This is a genomic window from Streptomyces mutabilis, from assembly GCF_046628145.1.
Classification (GTDB): Bacteria; Actinomycetota; Actinomycetes; order Streptomycetales; family Streptomycetaceae; genus Streptomyces; species Streptomyces mutabilis.
Map to the genome: position 1 here is coordinate 4,636,209 of NZ_CP176874.1, position 21,737 is coordinate 4,657,945.

Below are 21,737 nucleotides of genomic sequence, written 5' to 3' on the forward strand. Positions count from 1 at the left end.
AGATCGCACAAGAGTCGCACATCTGTGCTCAGTGTTCGGGGGAGGGGAGGCGCGGTGCCCGAGGAACCGGACGCGGAACGGCAGGAGCCGGTCGAGCTGTCGGTCGTCATTCCGATGTACAACGAGGAAGAGGTGCTGCCCGCGCTGGTCAGCAGGGTGCGGCCGGTCCTCGACGCGCTGGGCGTCGCGCACGAGGTCGTCGCGGTGGACGACGGCAGCGTGGACCGCACGGCGGAGCTGCTCGCCGCCTTCCGGCTGGGCTGGCCGGAGCTGCGCGTGGTCGCGCTGCGGCGCAATTCCGGCCACCAGGCGGCGCTGACCGCCGGTCTGGACCGGGCGGCGGGCGCCTACGTCGTCAGCCTCGACGCCGACCTCCAGGACCCGCCGGAGAAGATCCCGGAGATGCTGGCACTGGCCCGCGCCGAGGGCCTCGACATCGTCTACGGCGTCCGTGCCGACCGCAGCAGCGACACCGGCTTCAAGCGCTGGACGGCCGGCGTGTACTACCGCCTGATGCGGCGCCTGGCGGGCCCGTCGGTCACCGCGCAGGCCGGTGACTTCCGGCTGCTCAGCCGCGCCGCCGTGGAGGCCCTGAAGGCGCTGCCGGACCAGCAGCGGGTCTACCGCCTCCTCGTGCCCTGGCTGGGCTTCCCGAGCGGCCAGGTGACGTACGAGCGTGCCCCGCGCACCGCCGGGCGCACGAAGTACCCGCTGGGCCGGATGATCCGGCTCGCGGTCGACAGCGTCACGGGCTTCTCCGCCGCCCCGCTGCGCATCGCCACCTGGCTGGGTGCCGGTGCCTTCCTGGTCTGCCTGGGCCTGCTGGTCTACACCCTGACCGCCTTCGCGCTGGGCCGGACGGTGCCGGGCTGGACCTCCCTGTTCACCGGCATCGTGTTCATCGGCGCCGTGCAGCTGATCTGCGTCGGTCTGCTCGGGGAGTACGTCGGGCGCATCTACACGGCGGTGCAGAACCGGCCGACGTACTTCGTCCGGCACGACACGGCGGCGCCGACGAAGGCCGGGGAGTGCGAGGAGACCGGGGTGAGGGTGCCCGCGCCCAGGTCCTGAGCCCCGGAGCCGAACGGGAGAAAACGGGGCAGTCCGGGCGTCGCTGCCGGTCCCGCCCATTTGTTTTGACCGCAGCGAGTGCGGTAGGTACGCTCAGACCTTGTGCCTGGGGTGTGCCCTGGCCCTCGTGCGTGCCTTCAACCGCAATGGGGGTCGTGACCGGCCACCGCAATCCGCGCCTGTCCTCCGCCTTGCGGCAGGGTTTCGCGGCTTCGACACACCCGACCGCGTGGGTCGGTGACGTTCCAGGTTAGCTTCACCATTCGGCACACAGAAACCGGAGAAGTAGTGCCTACGATCCAGCAGCTGGTCCGCAAGGGCCGGCAGGACAAGGTCGAGAAGAACAAGACGCCCGCACTCGAGGGTTCCCCTCAGCGCCGTGGCGTCTGCACGCGTGTGTTCACGACCACCCCGAAGAAGCCGAACTCGGCCCTGCGTAAGGTCGCGCGTGTGCGTCTGACCAGCGGGATCGAGGTCACCGCTTACATTCCGGGTGAGGGGCACAACCTGCAGGAGCACTCCATCGTGCTCGTGCGCGGCGGCCGTGTGAAGGACCTGCCGGGTGTTCGCTACAAGATCATCCGCGGTTCGCTTGACACCCAGGGTGTGAAGAACCGCAAGCAGGCTCGCAGCCGCTACGGCGCCAAGAAGGAGAAGTAAGAATGCCTCGTAAGGGCCCCGCCCCGAAGCGCCCGGTCATCATCGACCCGGTCTACGGTTCTCCTCTGGTGACCTCCCTGATCAACAAGGTGCTGCTGAACGGCAAGCGCTCCACCGCCGAGCGCATCGTCTACGGCGCCATGGAGGGCCTGCGCGAGAAGACCGGCAACGATCCGGTCATCACGCTGAAGCGCGCTCTCGAGAACATCAAGCCGACCCTCGAGGTCAAGTCCCGCCGTGTCGGTGGTGCGACGTACCAGGTGCCGATCGAGGTCAAGCCCGGTCGCGCCAACACCCTCGCGCTGCGCTGGCTGGTCGGTTACTCCCGCGCCCGTCGCGAGAAGACCATGACCGAGCGTCTGCTCAACGAGCTCCTCGACGCCTCCAACGGCCTGGGTGCCGCTGTGAAGAAGCGCGAGGACACGCACAAGATGGCCGAGTCCAACAAGGCCTTCGCGCACTACCGCTGGTAGTCGCTACCCACATCGAGACCGAGAGAAGACTGAAGCCTTATGGCTACCACTTCACTTGACCTGGCCAAGGTCCGCAACATCGGGATCATGGCCCACATCGACGCGGGCAAGACGACCACCACCGAGCGGATCCTGTTCTACACGGGTGTGTCGTACAAGATCGGTGAGGTCCACGACGGCGCCGCCACGATGGACTGGATGGAGCAGGAGCAGGAGCGTGGCATCACGATCACGTCCGCTGCCACCACCTGCCACTGGCCGCTCGAGGACAACGACTACACGATCAACATCATCGACACCCCGGGGCACGTCGACTTCACCGTCGAGGTGGAGCGTTCCCTGCGTGTGCTCGACGGTGCCGTGACCGTGTTCGACGGTGTCGCCGGTGTGGAGCCGCAGTCCGAGACGGTGTGGCGTCAGGCCGACCGTTACGGCGTGCCGCGCATCTGCTTCGTCAACAAGCTGGACCGTACCGGCGCCGAGTTCCACCGCTGCGTGGACATGATCTCGGACCGCCTGGGCGCCCAGCCGCTCGTCATGCAGCTCCCGATCGGTGCCGAGGCCGACTTCCAGGGCGTCGTGGACCTCGTCCGCATGAAGGCGCTCGTGTGGTCCGCCGACGCGGCCAAGGGCGAGATGTACGACACCGTCGACATCCCGGCCACGCACACCGAGGCCGCCGAGGAGTGGCGCGGCAAGCTGGTCGAGGCCGTCGCGGAGAACGACGAAGAGATCATGGAGCTGTTCCTGGAGGGCCAGGAGCCCACCGAGGAGCAGCTGTACGCCGCGATCCGTCGCATCACCATCGCGACCGGCAAGTCCGACGACACCACCGTCACCCCGGTGTTCTGCGGCACCGCGTTCAAGAACAAGGGCGTCCAGCCCCTGCTCGACGCGGTCGTGCGCTACCTGCCGACCCCGCTCGACGTCGAGGCCATCGAGGGCCAGGACGTCAAGGACCCCGAGGTCGTCATCAAGCGCAAGCCGTCCGAGGACGAGCCGCTGGCCGCGCTGGCGTTCAAGATCATGAGCGACCCGCACCTCGGCAAGCTCACCTTCGTCCGGGTCTACTCGGGCCGCCTGGAGTCCGGCACCGCGGTGCTGAACTCCGTCAAGGGCAAGAAGGAGCGCATCGGCAAGATCTACCGCATGCACGCCAACAAGCGTGAGGAGATCGAGTCGGTGGGCGCCGGCGACATCGTCGCCGTCATGGGCCTGAAGCAGACCACCACCGGTGAGACGCTGTCCGACGACAAGAACCCGGTCATCCTGGAGTCCATGGACTTCCCGGCGCCGGTCATCGAGGTCGCGATCGAGCCCAAGTCCAAGGGCGACCAGGAGAAGCTGGGTGTCGCCATCCAGCGTCTCGCGGAGGAGGACCCCTCCTTCCAGGTGCACACCAACGAGGAGACCGGCCAGACCGTCATCGGCGGTATGGGCGAGCTTCACCTCGAGGTGCTGGTCGACCGGATGAAGCGCGAGTTCAAGGTCGAGGCCAACGTCGGCAAGCCGCAGGTCGCGTACCGTGAGACGATCCGCAAGACCGTCGAGCGCGTGGACTACACCCACAAGAAGCAGACCGGTGGTACCGGTCAGTTCGCCAAGGTGCAGATCGCGATCGAGCCGATCGAGGGCGGCGACGCCTCGTACGAGTTCGTGAACAAGGTGACCGGTGGCCGCATCCCGAAGGAGTACATCCCTTCGGTGGACGCCGGTGCGCAGGAGGCCATGCAGTTCGGCATCCTGGCCGGCTACGAGATGACGGGCGTTCGCGTCACGCTCATCGACGGTGGCTACCACGAGGTCGACTCCTCCGAGCTCGCCTTCAAGATCGCCGGTTCGCAGGCCTTCAAGGAGGCCGCGCGCAAGGCTTCGCCCGTGCTCCTGGAGCCGATGATGGCCGTCGAGGTCACCACGCCCGAGGACTACATGGGTGAGGTCATCGGCGACATCAACTCCCGCCGTGGCCAGATCCAGGCCATGGAGGAGCGTGCGGGCGCCCGCGTCGTCAAGGGCCTCGTGCCCCTGTCGGAGATGTTCGGCTACGTCGGCGACCTCCGCAGCAAGACGTCGGGTCGCGCAAGCTACTCGATGCAGTTCGACTCCTACGCCGAGGTTCCCCGGAACGTCGCCGAGGAGATCATCGCGAAGGCCAAGGGCGAGTAACGGGCTACTCCGTTTAACGGACCCCGTTCACACGCTTTAGGCTTGACCCCGGAGCCTGCAAGAGGCATTCCGCCGCCAACCCGGCGGAATGCCCCCTGGCCCGGGTTTCCCAGCAAAGATCACCTGGCGCCGATGAGTAAGGCGTACAGAACCACTCCACAGGAGGACCCCAGTGGCGAAGGCGAAGTTCGAGCGGACTAAGCCGCACGTCAACATCGGCACCATCGGTCACATCGACCACGGTAAGACGACCCTCACGGCCGCCATTACCAAGGTGCTGCACGACGCGTACCCGGACCTGAACGAGGCCTCGGCCTTCGACCAGATCGACAAGGCTCCCGAAGAGCGCCAGCGCGGTATCACCATCTCCATCGCGCACGTCGAGTACCAGACCGAGTCGCGTCACTACGCCCACGTCGACTGCCCCGGTCACGCGGACTACATCAAGAACATGATCACGGGTGCGGCGCAGATGGACGGCGCCATCCTCGTGGTCGCCGCCACCGACGGCCCGATGCCGCAGACCAAGGAGCACGTGCTCCTGGCCCGCCAGGTCGGCGTTCCGTACATCGTCGTCGCCCTGAACAAGGCCGACATGGTGGACGACGAGGAGATCCTGGAGCTCGTCGAGCTCGAGGTGCGTGAGCTCCTCTCCGAGTACGAGTTCCCGGGCGACGACGTTCCCGTCGTCAAGGTCTCCGCTCTGAAGGCCCTCGAGGGCGACAAGGAGTGGGGCAACTCGGTCCTCGAGCTCATGAAGGCCGTGGACGAGGCCATCCCGGAGCCCGAGCGCGACGTCGACAAGCCGTTCCTGATGCCGATCGAGGACGTCTTCACCATCACCGGTCGCGGTACGGTCGTCACCGGCCGCATCGAGCGTGGTGTCCTCAAGGTCAACGAGACCGTCGACATCATCGGCATCAAGCAGGAGAAGACCACCACCACGGTCACCGGCATCGAGATGTTCCGGAAGCTCCTCGACGAGGGCCAGGCCGGTGAGAACGTCGGTCTGCTGCTCCGCGGCATCAAGCGCGAGGACGTCGAGCGCGGCCAGGTCATCATCAAGCCGGGCTCGGTCACCCCGCACACCGAGTTCGAGGCGCAGGCCTACATCCTGTCCAAGGACGAGGGTGGCCGCCACACGCCGTTCTTCAACAACTACCGTCCGCAGTTCTACTTCCGTACGACGGACGTGACCGGCGTCGTGACCCTCCCCGAGGGCACCGAGATGGTCATGCCGGGTGACAACACCGAGATGAAGGTGGAGCTCATCCAGCCCGTCGCCATGGAAGAGGGCCTGAAGTTCGCCATCCGCGAGGGTGGCCGGACGGTCGGCGCCGGCCAGGTCACCAAGATCAACAAGTAAGTCCGCTTGCTTGTCGGTCCGATGACCTGACATGGGCTGATGCCTGGGAAGGGGCCCGTACGACTTCGGTCGTGCGGGTCCCTTTCGCGTTGCCGGCGGGGGGGCGTCAATCACGGGGGTGGAGACTGGTCCTCGGGCCGGACCAGCTGCCCGTGATCGACAGCCCCCCGACGAGGCGGCGCGTGACATCCCGCTGACCGTCCTGTCCACAGCGCTGCACCGCCGGGATCCTGACGCCGGTGCCATACTGCAAGCGCTGGCATCGGCCTTGAAAGGCCTGACGGCCCACGACGAGAACACGGCAAGCATCTTCATCGAGCTCACGGAACAAGGCCTCGGCAAGACGCCGGCCGCGGACCTCTGGAGGCAGATCATGGCCGCCGACCTTTCCTTCTTTCAGTCGGAGACTGCGCAGAGCCTCAGGGCGGAGGGGCGGGCCGAGGGGCGTGCCGAGGGGCGTGCCGGTGCTCTTCTGCTGTTGCTCGACCGGCGGGGTGTCTCGTTGTCGGAGGGGGAGCGTGCGCGCATCGTGGGGTGTTCCGACGTGGAGGTGTTGGACGTCTGGTTGACGCGGGCGATCACTGCCTCTACGGCGGCGGAGGTGTTCGAGTCCGAGGGAAGCTGAAGCCCTGGGGTGGGTCAGGGGTCACTCCCGTACTCCCGCCGATTCCGCCGCGTGGCGTCGCAGGGCCAGGCCCGCCGGGATCACCGAGGCGGTGACGGCGAGTACCGCGCAGGTCGCGACGACGCCGGCCAGGGGCGTCCAGGGCAGGTCGGGGGCGCTGTGCACCGACAGGAGGCGTAGCGCCGCCCACATTCCGGCCAGATTGAGCACGGCCACGACCAGACCCAGGACCGCGCCGACCACGACGACCGTCAGCGACTCCGCGCCGACCAGCCTCAGCACCTGCCATCTGGTGGCCCCCGCCAGCCGCAGCACGGCCAGGTCGCGCGTCCGGTCGGAAGTGGCCATGACCATGGTGTTGACCAGGGAGATCCCGGTGTAGAGCAGGGCGATGCCGAGGACCAGGAGGAGGCCCGCCCGGGTCGTGCCGTTGGTCTGTGGGGAGGCGGCCGCGACCCACTCGTCCCTGCTCGACACCTGACCGCCGGACGGCCCCACCGCGTCGCGCAGCCCGTCGGCCACCGCACCGGCGTCGGCGCCGGCCGCGACGGTGACGTCGACCCGGTCGACCGGGACGCCCGGGGCGTTGGCGGAGGTGACGTAGGCGCCGTTGTCACCCGTTCCGGTGGTCATCACGGCGGCGATGCGCAGCTTCCGCTCCGTGCCGTCGCCGAGCCACACCCGCACGCTCTCGCCGACGGAGTGCCGTTCCCACTCCTCGTTGACGATGATCGAGCCGTCGTCGAGGTCGGTCGCCCTGCCCGCCGCGAGCGGCAGCCGGGCGGTGGCCGACAGTGCCGCGGGGTCGGCGACGGCCCGCGCGTCGGACCTGACCAGCGCCACGCCCTCCTCCAGGACGTACACGGCGGTCGAGGAGGCCGGGGAGACCGTGGCCGCTCCCGGCACCGCGCGCAGCCGGTCGACGGTCTCCGCGTCGAAGCCGCCGTCACCCGGCGCCTCGACCACGAAGTCGGCGGTGGTCCGCTCGCGCGTCTCGGTCGCGCCGGCCTTGTTCAGCGTCGCGGTGGCGCCGAGCAGCGACCCGGCCAGAGCGACCGTCACCAGCACCGGCGCCGCGACGGCCGCCGTGCGGCGCACCCCGGCGGCGGCGTTCTCCCGCACCAGCATCCCCGCCGCGCCCGGCAGCCGGGCGGGCAGCCAGGCCAGCAGCCGGGTCAGCGGGCGCACCACGACGGGGGCGAGCAACGCGACGGCGGTGATCAGCAGCATGGGCCGGGTCACGTACGTCTTGCGGTGCAGCAGGTCTCCGGGATCGCCGGCCAGTGCGATGCCGAGCGTCACCAGCGCGGTCAGCAGCAGGCCCCCGCCGGACAGCCACCGCCCCCGGGTCATGGTCCGGGTGTCCACGGACACCTCGCGCAGTGCCTGCGCCGGACCGGTCCGGCCGGCCCGCCAGGACGCCGTGACCGCGCCGCACAGGGCGACGAGCAGCCCCGTCCAGAAGGCCGTGTGGTACGGCCAGGTGTGGTCGCCGATGCTGAACCACGCCGGTGCCAGGCCCTCGTCGACGACCCACGCGGCCAGGTGCGGGGCACCGTACGAACCGAGCGCGCAGCCGGCCGCCGAGGCGACCGCCCCCACCGCCAGCCCCTCGGCCAGAACCGTCCGGCGGACCTGTCCGGGCGTCGCCCCGGCGGTGCGCAGCAGCCCGAACTCCCGCCGCCGCTGCGCCACCGCGAAGGCGAAGGTGGACGCCACGACGAACGCCGACACGAAGGCGGAGACGCCGCCGGCCGTGCCGAACAGGGCGTTCATCGCGGTCATCGCCTCGCTGTCCCGCTCGGGGTCGGCGTCGGCGTACCGGCGTTCGTCGCCGGTGAGCACCCGCACGCCCGCGCTGCCGCGCACCGCGTCCCGCACCGCCGAGGTGTCCGCGTCGACCACGAGTTGGAGGCTGACGGGGGAGAGCCGGGCGGCCTCGGCGTCGGTGTAGAAGACGGCGTTCTCGAAACCGCGGTCGGGCACGGTGCCCACGACCTCCACGACGCCCCGGTCCGTGCGGAGCCGTTCGCCGGGCGCGGCCCAGTCGCCGGTGACGACGACCTCGCCGGCGGCGCGCGGCGCGCGGCCCGCGTCGATCCCGTACGGGGCGAACGCGGCGGTCGACCACGGGTGGCCCACGAGGTCCCCCGGCCCGCGCTCGGCCCGTACGGCGAAGGACCGGTCCTCGACGACCCGGCCGAGCCGCCGCAGCTCCGCGACCGTCCCGGCGGGCACGGCACGCGGCCGGGCGAGCCTCTCCGTGCGGTCGCCGACCGGCGTGGGCACCCGCAGTGCGTCCTGCCCCCGCACCACGACCCGCGCGGCGGCGAACCGTTCCGGTGCGCGGCCGGGAGCGTCCAGCGAGGAGGCGAGCGCCAGTCCCGTCACCGTGAGCAGTGCGACCCCCAGGGACAGGGCGACGAAACTGCCGACGAGGGTGGCCCAGCGGGTGCGCAGGGTGTGCAGGGTGACGGTCAGCACGGGGCGGCCTCCAGCCGGGTCATGCGGGTGGCGATGGCGTCGGCGTCCGCCCCGGTCAGCTCGCCCGCCGGCCGGCCGTCGACGAGGAAGACCACGCGGTCGGCGCGGGCGGCGGCCACCGGATCGTGCGTGACCATGACGACCGTCTGGCCCTCGCGGTCGACCATGCCGCGCAGCAGGGCCAGCACCTCCCGTCCGGTCCGCGAGTCCAGGGCACCGGTCGGCTCGTCGCCGAACAGCACCTCGGGCCGGGTGATCAGGGCGCGGGCCAGCGCGACGCGTTGCTGCTGGCCGCCGGACAACTCGGCGGGCCGGTGCCGGGCTCGGTCGGCGAGACCGACCTGGGCGAGCGCCTCGCGGACCCGGGACCGGGAGGGGCGGCGGCCGGCCAGGCGCAGGGGGAGGGCCACGTTCTGCGCCGCGGTCAGCGAGGGCAGCAGGTTGAACGCCTGGAAGACGAAGCCGATGCGCTCGCGCCGCAGCAGGGTCAGCCTCCGCTCGCTCAGCCCCGTCAGCTCCGTGCCGCCGACGACCACCGACCCCGACGTGGGCCGGTCCAGGCCGGCGGCGCACTGGAGCAGCGTCGACTTGCCCGAGCCCGAGGGGCCCATGACGGCGGTGAAGGTGCCCCGCGGGAAGGCGAGGGAGACCTCGTCCAGAGCCGTCACCGCGCTGTCGCCCGCGCCGTACCGCCTGCTGACGGAGCTCAGTCGGATCGCGTGGATCGTGTGGTCGGTCATCTGTCCCCACTCGTCGGGCACCGGTCAGCCCGGTGTCTTGATCGGTGCCCTCACGAAACCGCGCGGGGCCGCCCCGGCGCAGTGCGGCAGGGGCGAGAACGGGGGTATGGCAGGCCCTACCCCCGTTCCTCGGCCCAGGCCGATGGCCGCGCCGCGCACCGCGGTCCTACGGTGATCGGCATGCGTCCCCGAAACGTGTGGCAGGCCATGTCCGCCCCCGGCTTCCTGCTGTCGGCGTGGCCCTGGCGCGCGGCCGCCTATCTGCTGACCGGCGCGTCCGCCGGTGCCGTGACCCTGGTGGGGCTGGTGGTCGTGGTGACCGTCGGGGGAGTCCTCTCCGTCGTCGTGGTGGGACTCCCGCTCCTGGTGCTCACCGCCCTCGCGGGTCTTCCCGTGGCCCGGCTGGAACGGCTCCGGCTGCGCCTTGCCGACCGCGCCCCCGCACCCGACCGGCCCCGGCGGCAGCCCACCGCCTACGGCCCCTGGCCCTGGCTCACCACCCGCCTGCGCGAGCCCGCGAGCTGGCGGGACCTGGGCCACGCCCTGCTGTTCGCCACCGTTCTCTGGCCGCTGGACGCCCTCGTCGTCACCGCGGCCCTGGCCCTCCCGCTCGCCACCCTCGCCACGCCCCTGCTGATGGCGACCGTCGGGGACGGCGAGGAGGCGAAGGTGCTCAAGCAGTGGACGGTCACCACCTGGCCGACGGCGTTCGGCGCGGCGGTGCTGGGACTGCTGCTGCTCGTCCTGGGCGCCTACGCGCTGGGCCTGGCGGCGGGCGCACGGGCCGCCCTCGCCCGCGTACTCCTGGGCACTCCGCGCGAGGCGGCCCTGGACGCCCGCGTCGTCGAACTCACCCGCTCCCGCGTCCGGTTGGTGGACGCCTTCGAGGCCGAGCGCCGCCGCATCGAACGCGACCTGCACGACGGCGCCCAGCAGCGCCTGGTCGCCCTGACGATGACCCTGGGCCTGGCCCGCCTCGACGCGCCGCCCGGCCCGCTCGCCGACCAGCTGGCCAAGGCCCACGGGGAGGCGGGCCGGGCCCTGGAGGAGCTGCGCGAGCTGATCCACGGCATCCACCCGAAGGTGCTCGCCGACCACGGCCTGGCGGCGGCCGTGGAGGACGCCGCCGACCGCTCCGCCGTCCCCGTGGACGTAAGCCTGGAGCTGCCGGGCCGCCTGCCCCGGGCCGTCGAGGCCGCCGCCTACTTCGTGGTCTGCGAAGCCCTCGCCAACGTGGCGAAGCACAGCGGCGCCGACCGTGCGGAGGTGACCGGCGGACACCGCGACGGACGGCTGCGCCTGGAGATCCGCGACAACGGCCGGGGCGGCGCCGAGGACCGTGCCCGGGTCGGTGCTGCCGAGCCCGGTGCCGGTGCCGGTGCCGGTGCGGATGCCGATCCCGATCCCGATCCCGGTGCCGATGTCGATGCGGAGGCCCGTGCGGGCAGCGGCCTGACCGGACTCGCCGACCGGGTGTCGGTCCTGGATGGCAGAATCTCGCTGTCCAGCCCGCCGGGCGGACCGACCCTGTTGCGCGTGGAGATCCCTTGCGAGTGGACGACCGAACCCTTCGCGTAGTACTGGCCGAGGACAGTGTCCTGCTGCGGGACGGCCTGACGAGCCTGCTCACCCGCTTCGGGCACGAGGTCGTGGCGTCGGTGGGGGACGCGGAGGCGCTGGTGGCGGCCGTCGCGGAGCACGCCCCGGACGTCGTCGTCACCGACGTGCGCATGCCGCCCGGCTTCCAGGACGAGGGCCTGCGCGCGGCGGTGGGGCTGCGGGAGCGGCGCCCCGGCCTGCCCGTCCTCGTCCTCAGCCAGTACGTACAGCGGTCCTACGCCGCCGAGTTGCTGGACTCCGGCGACGGCACCGGCGTCGGCTACCTGCTCAAGGACCGCGTCGGCCAGGTCGAGGAGTTCGTCGATGCGCTGGCCGAGGTGGCGGACGGCGGCACGGTCGTCGACCCGGAGGTGGTACGCCAGTTGCTGCGCCGCCGCCGGGACCCCCTGGCCCGGCTCAGTCCGCGCGAGCGGGAGGTGCTGGCGCTGATCGCGGAGGGCAGGTCCAACGGGGCCATCGCCCGCCGGCTCGTCGTCTCCGAGGCGGCCGTGGGCAAGCACATCGGCAGCATCCTGGCCAAGCTGGACCTGCCCCCGGCGGACGACACGCACCGCAGGGTGCTGGCGGTGCTGGCGTTCCTGCGGGCGTGACGCGGGCGACGGGCGACGGGCGACGGGCAGCGGACCGAGGGCGGAAGGCGGAGGGCGGAGGGCGGAGGGCGGAGGACGGAGGGCGGGAGCGGGGCGTGTACGGGTTCGGTCACGAATCCCGCACAGCTGTGCACTTCTCCTCCGCAGGGCGGCACGATTGATCGCCGCGAGCCCGGCCCCGTGCTGCCCCTGATCACCCGTCACCCGCCCCCGTCACCCGGAAAGTGAGTCCGTGAGTACCGTCCCGCCTCCCGACCGCCCCGACGACGACCCGGCCCCGTCCCTCTCGGACGAGCAACTGGAGTCCTTCCTGCGGGAGGCCACCGAGGGCGGTGGCGCAGCCGCTCCCAAGGAGCCCTCCGCCCGTGCGCGGATGGTGGCCCGGCGCCTGCGCGAGGAGGACGAGGCCGCGCGGCGCGCCCAGGGCGGCCGCAAGCGTGGTGAGCAGGGCCCGCCGCACGCCTCCCCGCCCGGCTGGCGTACGGGCCCGGCGACGCGGCTCGGAAACGGCGGCTCCCGCCGGCGCCGCGTGGGCGCGGTCGTCGGCGTACTGGTGCTGGCGCTGCTCGCGGTCGTCGCCGTACGCCCCTCGCTGGTGACGGACCTGTTCCCCGGTGGCGAGGACGGCTCGGACGGACCGCTTGCCGCCGAGTCCGCGCAGCCGACCGGCGCTCCCGCGGACCCCGCCCGGTCCGGACGGGCCACCCGCGAGCACCCCTTCCGCGGCTCCCCGGCCGAGCAGTGGGCCGAGGGTGCCGACGCCATCGAGGTACCGGAGGCGAAGGCGCTGTCCGGGATGAGCGAGAAGGACGTGGCGTTCGCTCTGCGCCGCACCAAGGATCTGCTGGTCGCCGCCAACCTGGACCCCGCCGTACTGCGCGGGGAGTGGCCGGAGGAGGCCCTGGCGGTCCTGGACCCGAAGCAGCCGGAACTGCTGCCGAGGCTGCGCCGGTCCCTGCGGGAGCCGGACGAGGACCACGACCCGCTGCGGATGTTCACCCGCTTCGACCCGGACGAGGTCCGCCTCGCCGGGGACGTCGTCAAGGTCCGGGGCCGCATGGAGCTGTCCGCCGGGGAGAAGGGCGTCGTGAAGGTCGACGCGGACTACACCTTCGTCTACCCGCTGGTACGGGCCCAGGGGGACGACGGGCGGGTGGCGCGCACGATCGTCCGGCGTGTGCTCACCCTGACGCTGAACGACCCGGCGCGATGGAACGTGACCGAGGGCAGGCTGCTGGTGGAGAAGTACTTCTCCGAGCACGGGAACACCGCCTGCGGCGTCGACGACGGCTATCTGCACCCCGGGTTCGGCGACGACGCGGCCGGCGGTGACCCGGCCACCGGGCCCCTGACGGACCCGTACGACCGCAGCAAGCCCCTCACGGGCACCGAGTCGGAAGAGTGCGGCAAGGTCACCCGCACCTGACCGCCGGTCGTGACCGACGTGACCGGGCCCGGGCGCTCTCCCTTCGCGCGCCCGGGCCCGTCCCCGTCGTCCCCCGTGGGCCGTACCCCCCGCGGGCCGTCCCAGGGGGCCGTCCCCCGTGGGTCACTCAGCCGTTCACACGCGCTGCCACAGCGCCGGAACGTTCGGCGGTTCCCAGCCCGCGTGGGCCTGGTGCCCCTGAATGCAGCGGTAGGCGGCGCCGCCGTACGTCACCGTGTCGCCCGGCTGGTAGACGGTGCCGGCCGCCCAGGTGCCGCCCTCACCGGGCGGTGGCTCCTCGGGGCCGCCGTCGTCGGTGGTCTTCAGGGTGAGGCCGTAGTTCTGGAGCAGCGGGTTGATCGGCTGGAAGAACGTCGTGCCGCCGCTGCGGCAGTCACCGGAGCCGCCCGAGGTGACGCCCTGCGCCTGGCTGCCGGAGATGTACGAGCCGCCCGAGTCGCCGGGCTCGGCGCACACCGTGGTGCGGGTGACGCCGGTGATGGTGCCCTCGGGGTAGGTCACGCTGGTGTTGTGCTGCTGGACGGTGCCGCAGTGCCAGCCGGTGGTGGAGCCGGAACGGCACACGGACGCCCCGACCGGCGCCTGGGTGGACCCGGTGACCTGGACGTTCTGGCCGCCGGCGCCGCTGACGTACGGGGTCGCCCGCCAGTTGGAGTTGACCGCCACCCACGCCATGTCCCGGCCCGGGAAGATCGAGCCCTGGAAGGTGCCCTGCGCCACCCGGTTGTACCCGGTGGTGCTCGCCCCGGTCCGCCCGCAGTGACCGGCCGTGGCGAAGCCCTCCTGGCTGCCCTTGGTGACGGGGAAGCCGATCGAGCAGCGCCCGCTGTTGTTGATGTAGTACGCCTCGCCGCCCCGCAGGTCGTACAGCGGACGCGGCTTCTCGGCCGTCTTCTCGACGCGCGCGAGCCCGGCGTCGATCCCGGCCGCGTCGAGGAGGGCCCGGGCGGCGGACGGCCGTACGGCCTGCACGGTGACCGTGTTCGTCCGTACGTCGACGTACCGGACCGGCGCGTCGGCGGCGTCCCCGTCCCGCCCCGCGGCGGCCCGGTCGAGGCGGGACTTGGCCGCGTCCAGGTCGGCGAGCGAGTGCCGTACGACCTTCGCCACGGCGCCCTGCGCCTCGATCGCCGCGACGTCGGCCGCGTCGGTCGTCGCCACGGTCAGCGTGCCGGACTCGGCGCCCCGCACCCACGCGCCCGCGAAGTCGTCGCCGAGCACGGCGCGGAGCCGGCCCGCGACGGCACCCGCGTCGGCCTCGTTGGCGAGACGGCGCTCGGCCTGCCGCCGGTCGAGGCCGAGGTCACGCTCCATGGCCCGGAGCAGGGCGGGCGGTGCGGCGTCGGTGCGCAGGGTCTGTGCCGCGGTGGGGGCCGTCGCGTCGGGGGCCGTCCCGGCGCTCGCGGAGCCGCTGAGCCCGGCCACGAGCAGGGCGGCCGTCGCGACGACGGCGGCGCCCACGGCTCTGGTGTGCCGGTGACGGTGGGGGATGGGTGGCATGGGGGATCTCCTCGGTTTCGGTGGGGAGGTGCCGAAACCGTAGGGAGGGCCGACCGGATGCCGTAAGACGTCGGCCGGCCCTCTCCCCGGCGTTATGGAAGCTCGCACAGGCCTGTCAGGGCACCCGGTGCGCCGCCATCCACTCGGTGTAGCTGTCGCTGCTCGCCGCCACCCCCGCGTGCGCCATGCGGGCCTGCGCCAGCACGGTCGCGGCGGTGTCCGCCCGCCCCGTCACCGCGTGCCAGCCCAGCAGGTGCCGCCAGGCCAGCGGCGTGCCGGTGAGCGGCCGGGTGACGATGCCGGGCGTGGTCGGGAAGGTCGCCCGGCACAGCCCGACCGCCCGCCCCACCTGCACCAGGTGCACCAGCGAGGCGGTGTCCGTCTCGTACATGCGGCGCGGCGTGAACCCGGCGCGGGCGCAGGCGGCGGTGAAGCAGTCGCCGAAGCAGCCGTCACCGGGCACGCAGGCCCACTCCTCGTCCGCCAGCTCGGTCAGGTCCACCTCGGCCCGCCGGGCGAGCGGGTGCCGCTCGGGCACCATCACGAACACCGGGTCGACGGCGACCTCCCGCCACACCAGCCCCGCCGCACCGGGCGGCGCGGCGGAACCGCACGTCCCGGCGAGCGCGAAGTCCAGCCGCCCCTCGGCCAGTTGCTCGGCCAACTCCCGCTCCGACCACGACGTACAGGTCGTCATCCGGGCGTCCGGCACCACGTCCGCCAGCCGGTCCACCAGCGCACCCAGCAGCGGCCCGTGCGTCCCGCCCAGCCGCAGGTGCCGCGCGGTACGCGGCGCTCGCGCGAACCGCGTCGCCTCCTGCTGCAACTCGGTCACCGCGGGCAGCACGATCCGGCTCCGCTCCAGTACCAGTTCCCCCAGCGCGGTGGCCCGCACTCCGTGCCGGCCCCGCTCGAACAGTGCTCCGCCCAGGGCCCGTTCGATCCGCTTGAGCTGTGCGCTCAACGCGGGCTGCGCGAGACCTAGGACCGTCGCCGCCCTGGTGAGGCTGCCGGCGTCGGCGATGGCCCGGACCGTCCTGAGATGCCGCAACTCCAGCTCCATGAGGGGAGCTTGCGACGGGGGAGGGGCGGGGGCAAGAGGTTGGTCCGGACCTGTGACGGTCAGCTCGCGTGAGGTTTTAGAAGCCCAGGTGGGTGATCTGCACGACGTAGACGCGTTCGGCCCGCACGACGATCTGATAGGTGAACATGCCGCCGGGAACCGTGATGTCCCCGCCCTTTGGGTCGCCCCCTGTGTGCGAGCGACCGTGCAGATACTGCGCTTCTGCCGCTCTGACCAGCTCGGCGGCCTTGCGTTCCACCTCGGTGAGGAAGGCGGTCGGCGCTGTACGGGCGGCTTCCTCCGCGCCGAAGGCGTACTCCCAGGCCCAGCTCAAGCGTGAACAGCCTTCATCGCTTCGTCCAGTACGGCACTCAGCTCTCGCAGCGCCTCCCGGGCAACGTCCGCGTCCTCGTGTTCCAGGTTGTTCTTGGCATGGGTGTGTCGGGCAGCGAGGTCGGGCCGTCGCGCGATCTCGATGTCGCGGGCCCAGGTCAGCACCCAGCTCCGCACGGGGCTGAGCGACTGCCACTCCACGGCCTTGGCGAAGGCTTCGTCCTTGGTCCGCTGCATCTCCGGAAGGCGCTTCGGATCGACGGCGGCAAGCGCGGCCCGCAAAGCGTCCGGCGTCTGCTCGGGGCGGGGGACCAACCCGTGCCCGTGATCGGCCTGCGTGCTCATGGAGACCTCCCGGGAGTGCACTGGCCAGGGTAGCCGTCCGGGGCGATTGGGGTACTGAGACGCGAACATCGTGAGGTGTTTCTCCTGGTCAGCGAGGATGAGAGGGACATCAGGCGGGGACGCCCCCGCCCGGGGCCGCCGTCGTACGGCAGTCGCGGCACAGGCCCGGCTCCGGGGCGCGGAAGCCGCGGTCGCAGCCGTCGCAGTTGTGGAGCGGGAGTCTGGCCGGTGGCGGCGGCGCCGGGGCACGGAACGGTGCCGGGGGCGGGAGCCGGTCGGCGAGGCGGTGGGCCAGGAGGGCGGCCGGGCGGTGCAGGGGTTCGTCCGGCAGGCCGGCGGTGAGGGCGCGGCGTACGGCGCTGGGGAGGACGTCCCGTTCCAGCCAGGCGGCGACGCCGGGGGCCAGGTGGGGGGTGTCGGCGGTGGAGAGCAGCAGCCGGGAGTCGTGTCGGCGCAGGTCGGTCAGGAGGTCGACGGCCGTCCGGAGGAGGCCGGGGACCTTGCAGTCGGGCTGCGGCACGGCGGGGAGCGCCTTGCGCGGGCGCGGCTCGCGGGGCCTGGAGGGCCGGTCCGTCGTCGCCGGTCGTGCGGGCCGGCGGTCGGGGCATCCGGTGTCGGCCGCCTCACGGTGGGGCGCCTTCGGCCGGTGGCCCGGCCGGTTGCCCGGCTGGTTGCAGGAGACCGTGCGGGTGACGATGCGGCCGGTGGGCGTGCGGACGCGTTCGCGGCGCAGGTAGCCGTGCGTCTCCAGCTCGCGCAGGGCGGCGGCGATGCGGGTCGGGCCCTCGGGGAAGCGGGCGGTGAGTGACTTGATGTCGGCGCCCGCGCCCGTGGGCAGCGACTGGATGTGGCAGGCGAGGCCGATCGCCAGGAGCGACAGCTCCTTGTGCTGGACCAGGTGGTTGCCGATCACCACGAAGCGGGCGGTGTGGCGGGTGTTCTCGTGGACGATGCCGCCGCCGTGGTGACGCGTACGGGTCGGGTTGGCGGCAGAGGCTGACTGGGCGCGCGGGGGCGCGCTAGGGTTTTGGGTACCCATCGGGAAGGTCTCTTCTTCCTTGGTGGTCAGGCCCTCGCACTGGGATTGCCGTCCCGGCGGGGGCCGATGTCTTTCTTCGGTTGTGTGCGCTGAGCGTAGGGGAGTCGAGGGCTCGGAAATCCAGTCGAGGCGGCGATGTTCACCCGCGTGAGTGATCGCGCGCCTCGGGCGGAGGGGTGGGGCTTGGTGGGGTTCTTTCTCCCCCGGTTCTTTCCTCGGTAGGGCGCCGACGGCACCGAAACCTCAGAAGCTGGGTTCCGGTGACCCGCACCGCAGTTCCGCCCACACCGTGAACGAGTGCTGGGAGAAACATGACCCGCAAGGCCTCCACCAGGGACGCCTCTGAACTGGTGTGGTTCAAGAGCAGCTACAGCAGCGGTACGGACGGGAACTCCTGCGTCGAGATCGCGACGACCCCCGGCACCATCCACGTCCGCGACTCCAAGCACGTAGAGGGCGGCCCCCGCCTGGCCCTCACCCCGACCGCCTGGACGACCTTCCTCCCGTACGCGTCGGAGCGGCGCTGACCACCTCCTGCGTCCCCACCACCCCCAGCAGCTCCAGCAACCCCGCGCTCTCCGTCCCCACGGCCGGTGTGAACCAGAGCAGCCGCTGCCGCCCGTCCTCGCTGAAGAGGTTGAGGCAGTTGACCTCGATGACGCCGATCGTGGGATGGACGATCCGCTTGCGGTCGTCCCGCCGGAAGGCCACGTCGTGGTCGGCCCACAGCGCGGCGAACTCGGGGGAGACGGCGAGCAGCGTACGGATCATCGAGCCGACCTCGGCGTCCTTCGCGTCCCTCCGCGCCGCCGCGGCCCGCAGGTCGGCGACGAGGGCGCGGGACTGGCTCTCGTGGTCGGCCTCCGGATACAGGAGCCGCGTGTCGGGCTCGGTGAACCACCGGTGGACGAAGCTGGCCCGGGGCCCCCGGAACCCGGACTGGTCCCCGACCAGCGCCACGGCCAGCGGATTCTGTACGAGGGTGATGTGCAGGTCGGTGATCACCTGCGCCGGGGTCGAGGGCATCCGCCCGAGCAGGTCGAGCATGCCCGGGTGCACGTGCGAGGCGGCCCCGCCCTGCACGGGCACCGGCCGGTCCGCCAGCCGGTACAGGTAGTCCCGCTCGTCGGCGGAGAGCCGCAGCGCCCTCGCCAGCGCGGCGATCATCTGCTCGGACGGCTGCGATCCGGCCCCGCGCTCCAGTTCGTTGTAGTAGTCCACCGACGCGCCCGCGAGCTGGGCGACCTCCTCGCGGCGCAGCCCCGGGACCCGGCGGCGCGGCCCGGCCGGGAGCCCGACGTCGGCCGGGCGGATGCGCTCCCGCCGCGACCGCAGGAACGCTCCCAGCTCGGCGTACTTCACAGCGCTCATGCCGTCCATTGTGTGCCGGGCGGGGGCCGTGACCCAGGGGATGGCATCCCCTGGTTGCGCAGGGCGGCCGGGCGCATCGTGGACGCATGACCACGCACCAGAACACACCCGACACACCCGCACCGGCGGACACGCGCGTCGCCGTCGTCACCGGCGGATCACGCGGCATCGGCCGCGCCGTCTCAGAGAAGCTCGCCCGGGACGGCCTGGCCGTCGTCGTGAACTACGCCCGGGACACGACGTCCGCCGAGGAGACGGTGGCGGCGATCACCGGGGCCGGCGGGCGGGCGATCGCCGTACCGGCGGACGTGGCGGAGGAGAAGGAGGTCGCCGCCCTGTTCGACCGGGCGGAGGCGGAGTACGGCGGCGTCGACGTCGTCGTGAACTCGGCCGGCCGCATGGCCCTGTCCCCGATCGCCGACCTGGACCTGGACGCCCTGGACGCCATGCACCGCACCAACATCCGGGGGACCTTCGTGGTCGCCCGGGAGGCGGCCCGGCGTCTGCGCACCGGCGGCTCCTTCGTGGGCTTCTCGACCTCCGTCGTCGGGACGCAGTTCCCCACCTACGGGGCGTACGCGGCGAGCAAGGGCGCGGTGGAGGCGATGACCCTGATCCTCGCCCGTGAACTGCGCGGACGGGACATCACCGTGAACGCGGTCGCCCCCGGTCCCACGGCCACGGACCTGTTCCTCAGCGGCAAGACCGAAGAACAGATCGACCAGCTGGCGAAGACGCCGCCCCTGGAGCGGCTGGGCACCCCGGAGGACATCGCCGAGGTCGTCGCCTTCCTTTCCAGCCCCGCAGGTCACTGGGTGAACGGCCAGGTCCTGCGCGCCAACGGGGGGATGATCTGAGATGCCCTTCGCCCACTTCAAGGTCCCCGAGGGCACCCTCACCCCGGAGGACAAGCGGAAGATCGTCGAACGCACCACCGACCTCTACGCGGAGATCTACGGCGAGCGCGCCCGCCCCACCACCGTCGTGCTGGTCGACGAGGTCGCCGACGGCGGGTGGGGCGTCGCGGGGAACGTCCTCACGGCTGCGATGCTGAACGGCGACGCGTGACGGAGCGGCCCGAGCAGCCCAGGTGACCTTCGTCGCATACGTCATGAAAACCCCCGATACACGGAAGCGCGGTCTCACATAGTGGTCGCGCGGGACACCGAGTGCTGGCCAGGACGTTTACATGGGCGTAACACTGAAGTGTCCCGCGCGCGGCAACGGCGCCGAGCGCCCATCACCGGACCGACCGGACCGTGGCCTTCCCCGGCCCCCGGCTCCTGGCCCCCGTGCCAGGCCCCCGGTCTCCGGTGTCAGCCGTGCCAGAAAGGACCCTTGTGACGACCCGACGCGAGACGCAGACCAGGCTCGACCAGCTCCTCAAGGAGATCGAACACCGCAACCCGGCCCAGCCCGAGTTCCACCAGGCCGCCCACGAGGTCCTGGAAACGCTCGCGCCGGTCGTCGCGGCCCGTCCCGAGTACGCCGAACCCGGCCTCATCGAACGGCTGGTCGAGCCGGAGCGCCAGGTCATGTTCCGGGTGCCGTGGCAGGACGACCAGGGCCGCGTCCACGTCAACCGGGGCTTCCGCGTGGAGTTCAACAGCGCCCTGGGCCCGTACAAGGGCGGTCTGCGCTTCCACCCGTCCGTGAACCTGGGCGTCATCAAGTTCCTGGGCTTCGAGCAGATCTTCAAGAACGCCCTGACCGGCCTCGGCATCGGCGGCGGCAAGGGCGGCAGCGACTTCGACCCGCACGGGCGCAGCGACGCGGAGGTCATGCGGTTCTGCCAGTCGTTCATGACGGAGCTGTACCGGCACATCGGTGAGCACACCGACGTCCCGGCCGGTGACATCGGCGTCGGCGGCCGGGAGATCGGCTACCTCTTCGGCCAGTACCGCCGCATCACCAACCGCTGGGAGGCCGGCGTCCTCACCGGCAAGGGCCAGGGCTGGGGCGGCTCGCTGATCCGTCCGGAGGCGACGGGCTACGGCAACGTGCTCTTCGCGGCGGCGATGCTGCGCGAGCGCGGTGAGGACCTGGAGGGCCAGACGGCGGTCGTGTCCGGCTCGGGCAACGTCGCGATCTACACGATCGAGAAGCTGGCCGCCCTCGGCGCGAACGCCGTCACCTGCTCGGACTCCTCCGGCTACGTCGTCGACGAGAAGGGCATCGACCTCGACCTGCTCAAGCAGATCAAGGAGGTCGAGCGCGGCCGGGTCGACGCGTACGCCGAGCGCCGCGGCTCCTCCGCACGCTTCGTGCCGGGCGGCAGCGTCTGGGACGTCCCGGCGGACATCGCCCTCCCGTCGGCCACGCAGAACGAACTCGACGAGAACGACGCCGCGACCCTGATCCGCAACGGCGTCAAGGCGGTCTCCGAGGGCGCCAACATGCCGGCCACCCCCGAGGCCGTCCACCTCCTCCAGAAGGCCGGCGTCGCCTTCGGCCCCGGCAAGGCCGCCAACGCGGGCGGCGTCGCGGTCAGCGCCCTGGAGATGGCGCAGAACCACGCCCGTACGTCCTGGACGGCGGCGCGCGTCGAGGAGGAGCTGACCCGCATCATGAACGACATCCACACCACCTGCCACGAGACCGCCGAGCGCTACGACGCCCCCGGCGACTACGTCACCGGCGCGAACATCGCGGGCTTCGAGCGCGTGGCGGACGCGATGCTGGCGCAGGGTGTCATCTGACGAATTCGTCGAATTCCGGCACCCGTAAATCTGTACCCGCGGGGTGAGGATTTTACGGAACGGGCGCACAGTTTCCCTGTCGCCCGCACCGGAGTGAAATTGCGGAGCATGCACGGGCCGCCACAACGTGCTACTGTCGTTATCA

General features: G+C 71.9%; 21 protein-coding genes. 13 read left to right on the forward strand and 8 right to left on the reverse strand.

Annotation, left to right across the window (positions count from 1 at the left end; genetic code table 11):
• Window positions 1-54: 54 nt before the first annotated feature.
• The 6 genes from ACLIN4_RS20935 to ACLIN4_RS20960 all read left to right on the forward strand — a co-directional run bounded on the left by ACLIN4_RS20935 (window position 55) and on the right by ACLIN4_RS20960 (window position 6,361).
• Window positions 55-1,071, forward strand: a complete 1,017-nt coding sequence (locus ACLIN4_RS20935) for a glycosyltransferase family 2 protein (RefSeq protein ID WP_107478459.1) — start codon at window positions 55-57, stop codon at window positions 1,069-1,071.
• Between the two features lie 288 nt (window positions 1,072-1,359).
• Window positions 1,360-1,731 (forward strand): 30S ribosomal protein S12, encoded by a 372-nt coding sequence (gene rpsL, locus ACLIN4_RS20940; RefSeq protein WP_003948652.1) that lies wholly within the window; start codon window positions 1,360-1,362, stop codon window positions 1,729-1,731.
• Between the two features lie 2 nt (window positions 1,732-1,733).
• The gene (rpsG, locus tag ACLIN4_RS20945; RefSeq protein WP_003974303.1) at window positions 1,734-2,204 is read left to right on the forward strand and encodes a 30S ribosomal protein S7; all 471 of its coding nucleotides are present in this window, start codon (window positions 1,734-1,736) and stop codon (window positions 2,202-2,204) included.
• Between the two features lie 39 nt (window positions 2,205-2,243).
• Window positions 2,244-4,370, forward strand: coding sequence for an elongation factor G (gene fusA, locus ACLIN4_RS20950; protein ID WP_100044823.1), 2,127 nt, complete (start codon window positions 2,244-2,246; stop codon window positions 4,368-4,370).
• 172 nt (window positions 4,371-4,542) lie between these two features.
• The gene (gene tuf, locus ACLIN4_RS20955; RefSeq protein ID WP_043381065.1) at window positions 4,543-5,736 is read left to right on the forward strand and encodes an elongation factor Tu; all 1,194 of its coding nucleotides are present in this window, start codon (window positions 4,543-4,545) and stop codon (window positions 5,734-5,736) included.
• Between the two features lie 118 nt (window positions 5,737-5,854).
• Complete coding sequence (locus ACLIN4_RS20960; protein WP_411576110.1) at window positions 5,855-6,361, forward strand: hypothetical protein; 507 nt, start codon at window positions 5,855-5,857, stop codon at window positions 6,359-6,361.
• A 21-nt stretch (window positions 6,362-6,382) separates the two neighbouring features.
• Here the strand turns inward: ACLIN4_RS20960 and ACLIN4_RS20965 are convergent, their stop codons facing one another.
• Together ACLIN4_RS20965 and ACLIN4_RS20970 are read right to left on the reverse strand one after the other, a co-directional pair.
• Entirely contained in the window at window positions 6,383-8,845 is a 2,463-nt protein-coding gene (locus tag ACLIN4_RS20965) for an FtsX-like permease family protein (protein ID WP_411576111.1), read from the reverse strand.
• The gene (locus ACLIN4_RS20970) at window positions 8,839-9,585 is read right to left on the reverse strand and encodes an ABC transporter ATP-binding protein (protein ID WP_290012758.1); all 747 of its coding nucleotides are present in this window, start codon (window positions 9,583-9,585) and stop codon (window positions 8,839-8,841) included. Before ACLIN4_RS20970 ends, ACLIN4_RS20965 begins: the two co-directional genes overlap by 7 nt.
• Window positions 9,586-9,765: 180 nt before the next feature.
• Here ACLIN4_RS20970 and ACLIN4_RS20975 point away from each other — a divergent pair, with 180 nt between their 5' ends.
• The 3 genes from ACLIN4_RS20975 to ACLIN4_RS20985 all read left to right on the forward strand — a co-directional run bounded on the left by ACLIN4_RS20975 (window position 9,766) and on the right by ACLIN4_RS20985 (window position 13,221).
• Window positions 9,766-11,163, forward strand: coding sequence for a sensor histidine kinase (locus tag ACLIN4_RS20975; RefSeq protein WP_411576112.1), 1,398 nt, complete (start codon window positions 9,766-9,768; stop codon window positions 11,161-11,163).
• Window positions 11,133-11,795: a response regulator gene (locus ACLIN4_RS20980; RefSeq protein ID WP_307652254.1), complete on the forward strand. Its 663-nt coding sequence runs from the start codon at window positions 11,133-11,135 to the stop codon at window positions 11,793-11,795. Before ACLIN4_RS20975 ends, ACLIN4_RS20980 begins: the two co-directional genes overlap by 31 nt.
• Before the next feature lie 232 nt (window positions 11,796-12,027).
• Entirely contained in the window at window positions 12,028-13,221 is a 1,194-nt protein-coding gene (locus tag ACLIN4_RS20985; protein WP_107479370.1) for a hypothetical protein, read from the forward strand.
• A 135-nt stretch (window positions 13,222-13,356) separates the two neighbouring features.
• Here the strand turns inward: ACLIN4_RS20985 and ACLIN4_RS20990 are convergent, their stop codons facing one another.
• The 5 genes from ACLIN4_RS20990 to ACLIN4_RS21010 all read right to left on the reverse strand — a co-directional run bounded on the left by ACLIN4_RS20990 (window position 13,357) and on the right by ACLIN4_RS21010 (window position 17,522).
• The gene (locus tag ACLIN4_RS20990; RefSeq protein WP_411576113.1) at window positions 13,357-14,742 is read right to left on the reverse strand and encodes a carbohydrate-binding protein; all 1,386 of its coding nucleotides are present in this window, start codon (window positions 14,740-14,742) and stop codon (window positions 13,357-13,359) included.
• A 115-nt stretch (window positions 14,743-14,857) separates the two neighbouring features.
• A complete protein-coding gene (locus ACLIN4_RS20995) occupies window positions 14,858-15,805 on the reverse strand; it encodes a LysR family transcriptional regulator (protein ID WP_100044817.1) in 948 nt (315 codons plus the stop codon).
• Window positions 15,806-15,881: 76 nt separating this feature from the next.
• Window positions 15,882-16,139 carry a hypothetical protein gene (locus tag ACLIN4_RS21000; RefSeq protein ID WP_107479371.1) on the reverse strand — a complete coding sequence of 86 codons (258 nt, stop codon included), beginning with the start codon at window positions 16,137-16,139 and terminating at the stop codon, window positions 15,882-15,884.
• Complete coding sequence (locus ACLIN4_RS21005) at window positions 16,136-16,483, reverse strand: hypothetical protein (protein ID WP_107479379.1); 348 nt, start codon at window positions 16,481-16,483, stop codon at window positions 16,136-16,138. Before ACLIN4_RS21005 ends, ACLIN4_RS21000 begins: the two co-directional genes overlap by 4 nt.
• Before the next feature lie 109 nt (window positions 16,484-16,592).
• The gene (locus tag ACLIN4_RS21010) at window positions 16,593-17,522 is read right to left on the reverse strand and encodes a helix-turn-helix domain-containing protein (protein WP_290012752.1); all 930 of its coding nucleotides are present in this window, start codon (window positions 17,520-17,522) and stop codon (window positions 16,593-16,595) included.
• A gap of 311 nt (window positions 17,523-17,833) precedes the next feature.
• Between ACLIN4_RS21010 and ACLIN4_RS21015 the strand changes: the two genes are divergently transcribed.
• Window positions 17,834-18,049 (forward strand): DUF397 domain-containing protein, encoded by a 216-nt coding sequence (locus ACLIN4_RS21015; protein ID WP_107479373.1) that lies wholly within the window; start codon window positions 17,834-17,836, stop codon window positions 18,047-18,049.
• On the opposite strand, the gene ACLIN4_RS21020 is transcribed toward ACLIN4_RS21015, so the two are convergent.
• Window positions 17,997-18,902, reverse strand: coding sequence for a helix-turn-helix transcriptional regulator (locus tag ACLIN4_RS21020; protein ID WP_179342643.1), 906 nt, complete (start codon window positions 18,900-18,902; stop codon window positions 17,997-17,999). The genes ACLIN4_RS21015 and ACLIN4_RS21020 overlap by 53 nt on opposite strands.
• 77 nt (window positions 18,903-18,979) lie before the next feature.
• Here ACLIN4_RS21020 and ACLIN4_RS21025 point away from each other — a divergent pair, with 77 nt between their 5' ends.
• The 3 genes from ACLIN4_RS21025 (at window position 18,980) to gdhA (ending at window position 21,592) form a co-directional block, all read left to right on the forward strand.
• Window positions 18,980-19,750 (forward strand): SDR family oxidoreductase, encoded by a 771-nt coding sequence (locus ACLIN4_RS21025; protein WP_107479375.1) that lies wholly within the window; start codon window positions 18,980-18,982, stop codon window positions 19,748-19,750.
• A 1-nt stretch (window position 19,751) separates the two neighbouring features.
• The gene (locus ACLIN4_RS21030; protein ID WP_100044811.1) at window positions 19,752-19,961 is read left to right on the forward strand and encodes a 4-oxalocrotonate tautomerase family protein; all 210 of its coding nucleotides are present in this window, start codon (window positions 19,752-19,754) and stop codon (window positions 19,959-19,961) included.
• A 272-nt stretch (window positions 19,962-20,233) separates the two neighbouring features.
• Entirely contained in the window at window positions 20,234-21,592 is a 1,359-nt protein-coding gene (gene gdhA / locus ACLIN4_RS21035; RefSeq protein ID WP_411576114.1) for an NADP-specific glutamate dehydrogenase, read from the forward strand.
• Window positions 21,593-21,737 lie beyond the last annotated feature (145 nt).

What these genes read in the sequence shown, in the direction of transcription:
- rpsG (WP_003974303.1), top strand. Translation starts at nt 1,734, where the DNA reads ATGCCTCGTAAGGGCCCCGCCCCGAAGCGCCCGGTCATCATCGACCCG.
- fusA (WP_100044823.1), top strand. Translation starts at nt 2,244, where the DNA reads ATGGCTACCACTTCACTTGACCTGGCCAAGGTCCGCAACATCGGGATC.
- ACLIN4_RS20970 (WP_290012758.1), bottom strand. Translation starts at nt 9,585, where the DNA reads ATGACCGACCACACGATCCACGCGATCCGACTGAGCTCCGTCAGCAGG.
- ACLIN4_RS20975 (WP_411576112.1), top strand. Translation starts at nt 9,766, where the DNA reads ATGCGTCCCCGAAACGTGTGGCAGGCCATGTCCGCCCCCGGCTTCCTG.
- ACLIN4_RS20990 (WP_411576113.1), bottom strand. Translation starts at nt 14,742, where the DNA reads ATGCCACCCATCCCCCACCGTCACCGGCACACCAGAGCCGTGGGCGCC.
- ACLIN4_RS20995 (WP_100044817.1), bottom strand. Translation starts at nt 15,805, where the DNA reads ATGGAGCTGGAGTTGCGGCATCTCAGGACGGTCCGGGCCATCGCCGAC.
- ACLIN4_RS21005 (WP_107479379.1), bottom strand. Translation starts at nt 16,483, where the DNA reads ATGAGCACGCAGGCCGATCACGGGCACGGGTTGGTCCCCCGCCCCGAG.
- ACLIN4_RS21010 (WP_290012752.1), bottom strand. Translation starts at nt 17,522, where the DNA reads ATGGGTACCCAAAACCCTAGCGCGCCCCCGCGCGCCCAGTCAGCCTCT.
- ACLIN4_RS21015 (WP_107479373.1), top strand. Translation starts at nt 17,834, where the DNA reads ATGACCCGCAAGGCCTCCACCAGGGACGCCTCTGAACTGGTGTGGTTC.
- ACLIN4_RS21020 (WP_179342643.1), bottom strand. Translation starts at nt 18,902, where the DNA reads ATGGACGGCATGAGCGCTGTGAAGTACGCCGAGCTGGGAGCGTTCCTG.
- ACLIN4_RS21025 (WP_107479375.1), top strand. Translation starts at nt 18,980, where the DNA reads ATGACCACGCACCAGAACACACCCGACACACCCGCACCGGCGGACACG.
- ACLIN4_RS21030 (WP_100044811.1), top strand. Translation starts at nt 19,752, where the DNA reads ATGCCCTTCGCCCACTTCAAGGTCCCCGAGGGCACCCTCACCCCGGAG.